Genomic DNA, 5257 nt, shown 5'->3' on the forward strand with positions numbered 1-5257 from the left:
GTTCACCGGGCCATGAGCAACGCGCACGATGAGGGCCAGGAGCCGGTGGCGGCGGTGCGCGAAGCGGTCGAGGCACGGCTGCGGCCGATTACGATGTCGGCGATCACCACCATCGCCGGCCTCTCGCCGCTGGTGTTCCTGCCTGGCGCCGGGGCCGAGCTCTATCGGGGGGTCGGTGCCATCGTGCTGTTCGGCATCCTCGGCGCCGCCATCGTCACGCTGACGCTGCTGCCGGCGTTGACGGTGATGGTGCTGAAGCTCGGGGAGGGAAGGCAGCGTAAGGTGTGCGGATAGACTTGTGATGCGCACATGCATATCAAGCCGTCTGTCTTGGGCCAATCTGCACGCTCAGGGTGAGATGTCAGCTCTGATGGGGCAGCCATCTTCCGGCTCGAGTCGACCGGGCGGCCACCGGCGCGCTGTGTGCACCAGCGCCAGTATCTACTCCGTCTCTCCGTTGCCAAGCGGAAGCGGATTAGCCAGCCGTGCCCAGGCGCCGGTCCGTTGCGGTTGTTACCGCGTTTTAGGTCAGAGTTGATGCTTCCCTTGGACGCTAGGCGGGGGCGGAGATGTTGACGACCGTCACCTGTACCCTGCGCGTACTCCTGCCGCGCCGCACCTTCAGCGTCGCCTCGTTGCCGATGCCGACCTCGTCTAGGATGGCTGCGAGGTCGACGACACTCTGTACCTGCTTGCCCTCGGCATGGGTGATCACGTCGCCAAGCCTACCGGCCCGCTGGTCGATACCCTCCAGACCGGCACGGGCTGCAGGCGAGCCCGGCTGCACCGCTGCGATGACGACGCCGTCGACGTCTAGGCGAGCGGTCATGGCCTCAGTCAGCGCTACGATCCCGATCCCAGGCCGTGCGACGCTGCCCTCTAGGATGATCTCTGAGACCCCACGATTGACCACGTCGACAGGAACCGCGAAACCGACACCGGCGAAGGCGCTGCTGCCGGAGACGATGGCGGTATTGACGCCGATGAGGCGGCCGGCCGAGTCGAGCAGGGGGCCACCAGAGTACTGCGACAGCTGGCGCGAAGCCGGTATCAAGAAGCCGGTATTAAATAGTGAAGCAAAACCAGTGCCTGCAGCACTCAGGCTCTCGAGCGGCCACAAGGGTTTCAATCGGCGGTCTTAGCCCGTATTGCAGCCGAGCCATTCAGTGCCGGGTCTGCATCACTGAGAGCGGGTACTTTGCCCCGACCTCTGGTCGCTATCGCCCACTCGATCAAGTGGTTGACAGCAGAGGACGCCGTCGTTTCGCACGGCACTGATCTTGCGGTTATTCGTTTTGGCCACGGCGTTTGTCGAGGTGGCTGCCTGAAGCCAGGCAGTTCATTAGCAATCTGCATTCAAGACGAGGAGCGGCAACCGATGAGCATGTTTCCGAATCAAACCTGGCAGTCGCAGCCCGAGCGCGGCTTGTTTGACAACATTCGCGGTCTCGGTCGGGGCGGCCCGCAGTTGTTGAAGGAATTGGCCGCACAGGCGGATGTGACATTGGACGGACAACGACCCTGGGATATCCGGGTCAAGGACTCGGCCTTCTACGACCGAGTTCTGAGCGCCGGCTCACTTGGTCTCGGTGAGTCCTATATGGATCAGCAATGGGATGCGCCAGCGCTGGATCAGACCTTCACTCGGTTGCTGGGAAACGGCATTGAGGAAAGACTGCAGGGTGCTGCTGGCCTCGGTCTGCGCTTGCGTCTCGCGCTGCTCGCGCTGCGCGCCCGGGTGTTGAATCTGCAGAGCCCCGAGCGAGCCTTTCAGGTTGGCGAGCAGCACTACGATGTCGGTAACGACCTCTACGAGGCCATGCTCGACCCAACCATGAGCTACAGCTGCGGCTATTGGGCCGAGGCCGAGGACCTCGAGAGCGCTCAGCGCGCGAAGCTGGACCTCATCTGCCGCAAGCTCGAGCTGGAGCCACACGAGCGGGTGCTTGACATCGGCTGCGGCTGGGGTGGCTTGGCCGAGCATGCCGCGCGTCACTACGATGTGCAGGTGGTCGGCCTGACCGTTTCGCGCGAGCAGGCGCAGTTGGCACGGCAGCGCTGTGCCGGGCTTCCGGTCGATATCCGACTGCAGGATTACCGGGAGTTGGATGGGCGCTTCGACAAGATCGCCTCGGTGGGCATGTTCGAGCACGTGGGTGGCAAGAACGACGCCGCCTTCTTTGAAACCGTGGCGCGGCTCCTGAAAGAGAGCGGCCTGTTCCTGCTCCATACCATCGGCACCAGCACCGCCAAGCCGGTCAATGATCCCTGGATCGACCGCTACATCTTCCCCAACGGCGAGCTGCCGAATGCCGAGCGACTTGCCCAGGCGCTACGGTCGCGGTTTGTGCTCGAGGACTGGCACGCGTTCGGACTGGACTACGACCGCACCTTGATGGCCTGGTGGGCGAATGTGGAACAGGCATGGCCAGACCTCGCCAAAGCCGGCTATGACGAACGCTTCCGGCGTATGTGGAAGTACTATCTGCACTGCTCGGCAGGGTTCTTCCGTTCGCGCAACGGCCATCTCTGGCAGCTGGTGCTGAGTCACCCTCAGGGTCGCCGCGAAACCTATCGGGCGCCGCGCTGAGCCCGGCCTAGCGCTTCCCGACGCAGCATCGCCTCGTCGGGCGTCGGGCCCACTGGCCAAAGCCATCTCGCTTGCTTTTGCAGCGATTTCGCAGTAGCTCACCCGCGATTCGCCGCCTGCGTCAGCTCCTCGCGCAGCATGCCTTCGAACAGCGGCACCTTGTAGCCATTCTTCGTCAACGGCCGGGCATCGGCGACGGCGGCTTTCGCGGCCGCGGTGATGGCGGTCTCATCGAGGCGTCGGTCCCGAAGGCTGTTTTCGGCCTCGATAGCGCGCCAGGGGATCGGCGCCGCACCGGAGAGCACAATGCGCGGCTCGCGCACCCTATCGCCGTCGAAGCTCAGCGCCAGCGCGCAGCCGGCGAGGGCGAAGTCCCAGGCGTGTCTCGCGGGTCGGGTCCTCGCTCGGCGGCACGTGCAGGTCGGCAACCGGCATCCGGTGGTGCCCCTCGGGGCCACTGATGGCCACCTCGGCATCGAGCGCGATCAGCGCCGGCGCGGTGTCCGATGGATGGACGATGACGCAGCTCGTACCGCCGAGGATGCAGTGGAACTGGTTCTCGCCCGGGATCGCAAAGCAGCGGTCGCCGCCCTTGCGCAGGCAATCGAAGTCGCCGCGGTAGTACCAGCAGCGCGGCTTCTGGCATAGGCTGCCGCCGAGAGTGCCTTGGTTGCGCAGCTGCGGGCTACCAACCTCAGCGGCCGCAGCGGCCAGACCCGGGCAACGCTGTCGCAGCTCCTCGTGATCGGCGATGTCGGTGAGACGGGTCATGGCCCCGATGCCGATACTGCCGTCATCGTTGAAGCGCATACCATCGAGGCCATCGATGCCCCCCAGACTGACTCCATCCGTCGGCGCTTGCTCGTCAGCAACGGCCACCCCTCGATCAGGCCCCATACCGGCGCACTCGGCTCCTCGCTGTCGGCGAGAGCGAAATCCTGGATATCTTCGCCGTTGAGTGTTGGAACGACACCGGCCTGTATCTCGAAGCCGACGCTCGTTATCGCTTTGCGGCCAGCGGCGAATGGTTGGACGCGGCGATTCCTTGCGGGCCGGCTGGCTGGCGACTGCCGTCCGCGGCTGATTTGGGGCGGTCTTGCGCATCGAGTCGGCAGCTGGATCGGCAAAGCCGAGCAGCGCTTTGCCAGCATGACTGGAAATCCGCGCGCGAGCTTCGTCGGCAGCCGGCGCGTCGAGACGGCACCCTGGTTTGCGCTGGTTGGCGTGATTGCTAACGGTAGGGTACAGACGCAGCAAGACGGCTCACCCGTGCCACATGAGACGCTGGTCATCGGCGCCGGGCTCGATGCTTGGACACCAAAACAAGGCTCGGGCTACCTGTATTGCTTTGCCAACGACGCTTGGCGCTTCTACGGCAACAACCGTGGCCATGTTCGTTTGACCATTACCCGCACCGGCTAGGTCCATTGCTGCAAGGAGGGCAGGTCGCTGCAACAGTCCGAGACGACAGCAAGCCACTCGACCGTTTGCAGTCGACAAGGTACAGGCTTTGCCTCAGACATCGGTCATGAGCACTCCAATCCAACCTGTTTGCGCGCATCGCTGCAGCACCGGCGGTGATCCGCGTCGCCGTCCCCGAGCGCCACCTGGGCCGGCTTCAGCAAGCGACGGCACTGACCCTCGAAACGACCTTGGGTCCGCAACAGGCCGAGCTCGTAACCTTGTATCCGGATGTGCGGCAAGGCCGGGTCCAGGCTGACCGGCGGCCCGGTGCGCGAGGCGGTGATCGAGGCCGGGGCGGTGCGCTTCCGACCGATCCTGCTCACCGCGGTCACGTCGATGATCGGGGCGCTGTTCATCATCGTCGACCCGATCTTCAAGGGCCTGGCGACCTCGCTGTTCTTCGGCCTGATCTCGTCGACGCTGCTGACCACGCTCGCCATTCCGGCGCTCTACATCTGGCGCCGCGGCGATGACCGCGATCCCGCTGTCCGCGCGTCGAGTTGAGGCGCGATCGGCCATCACCGCTGCCATTGCAGACGCACCGGATTCATGTCCATTCGCCAACGCCACATAATCGACTATCATCAGCGTGCTTATAACGGGCGCCCCCGGAAGCGGCCGTAACCAAGAGGTCTTTACATCATTCGCCGCTGTGATTGGCCCAACATCGCAGCATGCCGGGATTAACGCTATTCCTAGGTCGATTGCGTCGCATCGTGGCAAGGATGCGAGGAAAAACGAAGACCTTGAATCTGGAGACCCAGACATGACAACGGTCACCTTCGACACGCTCGCGTTCGCCCGCAAGCTCGTCTCTGCCGGTCTGCCCCCCGAGCAGGCGGAAGCCATTGCCGAGGCCTTCCGCGATGCCACGGGGGAGGATCTGGTCACCCGCGACTACCTGGATGCGCGCCTCGAGGCGGCCAAGAGCGACATCATCAAATGGGTCGCTGGGTTACTACTCGCGCAGGCGGTCTTGATCGCGACGCTGGTCAAATTGCTGTGACCCTATCCCATGGACGGTCTGTGCCAGGGGATTTCGACGACGCTAGCTATCTTGCGCTGCGGCGACGAGCGCAATCCAGTCGACCGCGCCACATGCTGCGGTCTTTATTACTCTACGCCATCGCCGCGGCAATACGAGCTTAGGCCGCCTTGGGCTCCATCTCCGGCGCGTAATCGCCGACACTTGCGAGCGAGTTC

The 5257-nt window shown here is 64.2% G+C and carries 8 protein-coding genes; 5 read left to right on the forward strand and 3 right to left on the reverse strand.

All coding sequences use genetic code 11. The annotated features are described in order from the left end of the window. The coding region (locus tag VBE63_RS24380; protein WP_323685612.1) for an efflux RND transporter permease subunit at positions 1 to 294 on the forward strand (294 nt) is incomplete at its 5' end. A 259-nt stretch (positions 295 to 553) separates the two neighbouring features. Here the strand turns inward: VBE63_RS24380 and VBE63_RS24385 are convergent. Beyond that, positions 554 to 1129, reverse strand: a complete 576-nt coding sequence (locus tag VBE63_RS24385) for a S1C family serine protease (protein ID WP_323685613.1) — start codon at positions 1127 to 1129, stop codon at positions 554 to 556. A 249-nt stretch (positions 1130 to 1378) separates the two neighbouring features. On the opposite strand from VBE63_RS24385, the gene cfa reads away from it, so the two are divergent. After that, a complete protein-coding gene (gene cfa, locus VBE63_RS24390; RefSeq protein WP_323685614.1) occupies positions 1379 to 2590 on the forward strand; it encodes a cyclopropane fatty acyl phospholipid synthase in 1212 nt (403 codons plus the stop codon). A gap of 98 nt (positions 2591 to 2688) precedes the next feature. On the opposite strand, the gene VBE63_RS24395 is transcribed toward cfa, so the two are convergent. Together VBE63_RS24395 and VBE63_RS24400 are read right to left on the reverse strand one after the other, a co-directional pair. Beyond that, positions 2689 to 3018, reverse strand: coding sequence for a hypothetical protein (locus VBE63_RS24395; RefSeq protein ID WP_323685615.1), 330 nt, complete (start codon positions 3016 to 3018; stop codon positions 2689 to 2691). Then, complete coding sequence (locus VBE63_RS24400) at positions 2915 to 3469, reverse strand: FAD binding domain-containing protein (RefSeq protein ID WP_323685616.1); 555 nt, start codon at positions 3467 to 3469, stop codon at positions 2915 to 2917. Before VBE63_RS24400 ends, VBE63_RS24395 begins: the two co-directional genes overlap by 104 nt. 75 nt (positions 3470 to 3544) lie before the next feature. Between VBE63_RS24400 and VBE63_RS24405 the strand changes: the two genes are divergently transcribed. The 3 genes from VBE63_RS24405 to VBE63_RS24415 all read left to right on the forward strand — a co-directional run bounded on the left by VBE63_RS24405 (position 3545) and on the right by VBE63_RS24415 (position 5060). Beyond that, positions 3545 to 4012 (forward strand): hypothetical protein, encoded by a 468-nt coding sequence (locus tag VBE63_RS24405; RefSeq protein WP_323685617.1) that lies wholly within the window; start codon positions 3545 to 3547, stop codon positions 4010 to 4012. A 270-nt stretch (positions 4013 to 4282) separates the two neighbouring features. Beyond that, complete coding sequence (locus VBE63_RS24410) at positions 4283 to 4558, forward strand: efflux RND transporter permease subunit (protein ID WP_323685618.1); 276 nt, start codon at positions 4283 to 4285, stop codon at positions 4556 to 4558. 262 nt (positions 4559 to 4820) lie between these two features. After that, positions 4821 to 5060: a DUF1640 domain-containing protein gene (locus tag VBE63_RS24415; protein ID WP_323685619.1), complete on the forward strand. Its 240-nt coding sequence runs from the start codon at positions 4821 to 4823 to the stop codon at positions 5058 to 5060. Positions 5061 to 5257 lie beyond the last annotated feature (197 nt).

It is taken from the genome of Lamprobacter sp., assembly GCF_034860625.1.
Taxonomy (GTDB): Bacteria; Pseudomonadota; Gammaproteobacteria; order Chromatiales; family Chromatiaceae; genus Lamprobacter.

Coding starts and splice junctions, on each gene's coding strand:
- VBE63_RS24415 (WP_323685619.1), top strand. CDS start 4,821: ATGACAACGGTCACCTTCGACACGCTCGCGTTCGCCCGCAAGCTCGTC.
- VBE63_RS24410 (WP_323685618.1), top strand. CDS start 4,283: ATGTGCGGCAAGGCCGGGTCCAGGCTGACCGGCGGCCCGGTGCGCGAG.
- cfa (WP_323685614.1), top strand. CDS start 1,379: ATGAGCATGTTTCCGAATCAAACCTGGCAGTCGCAGCCCGAGCGCGGC.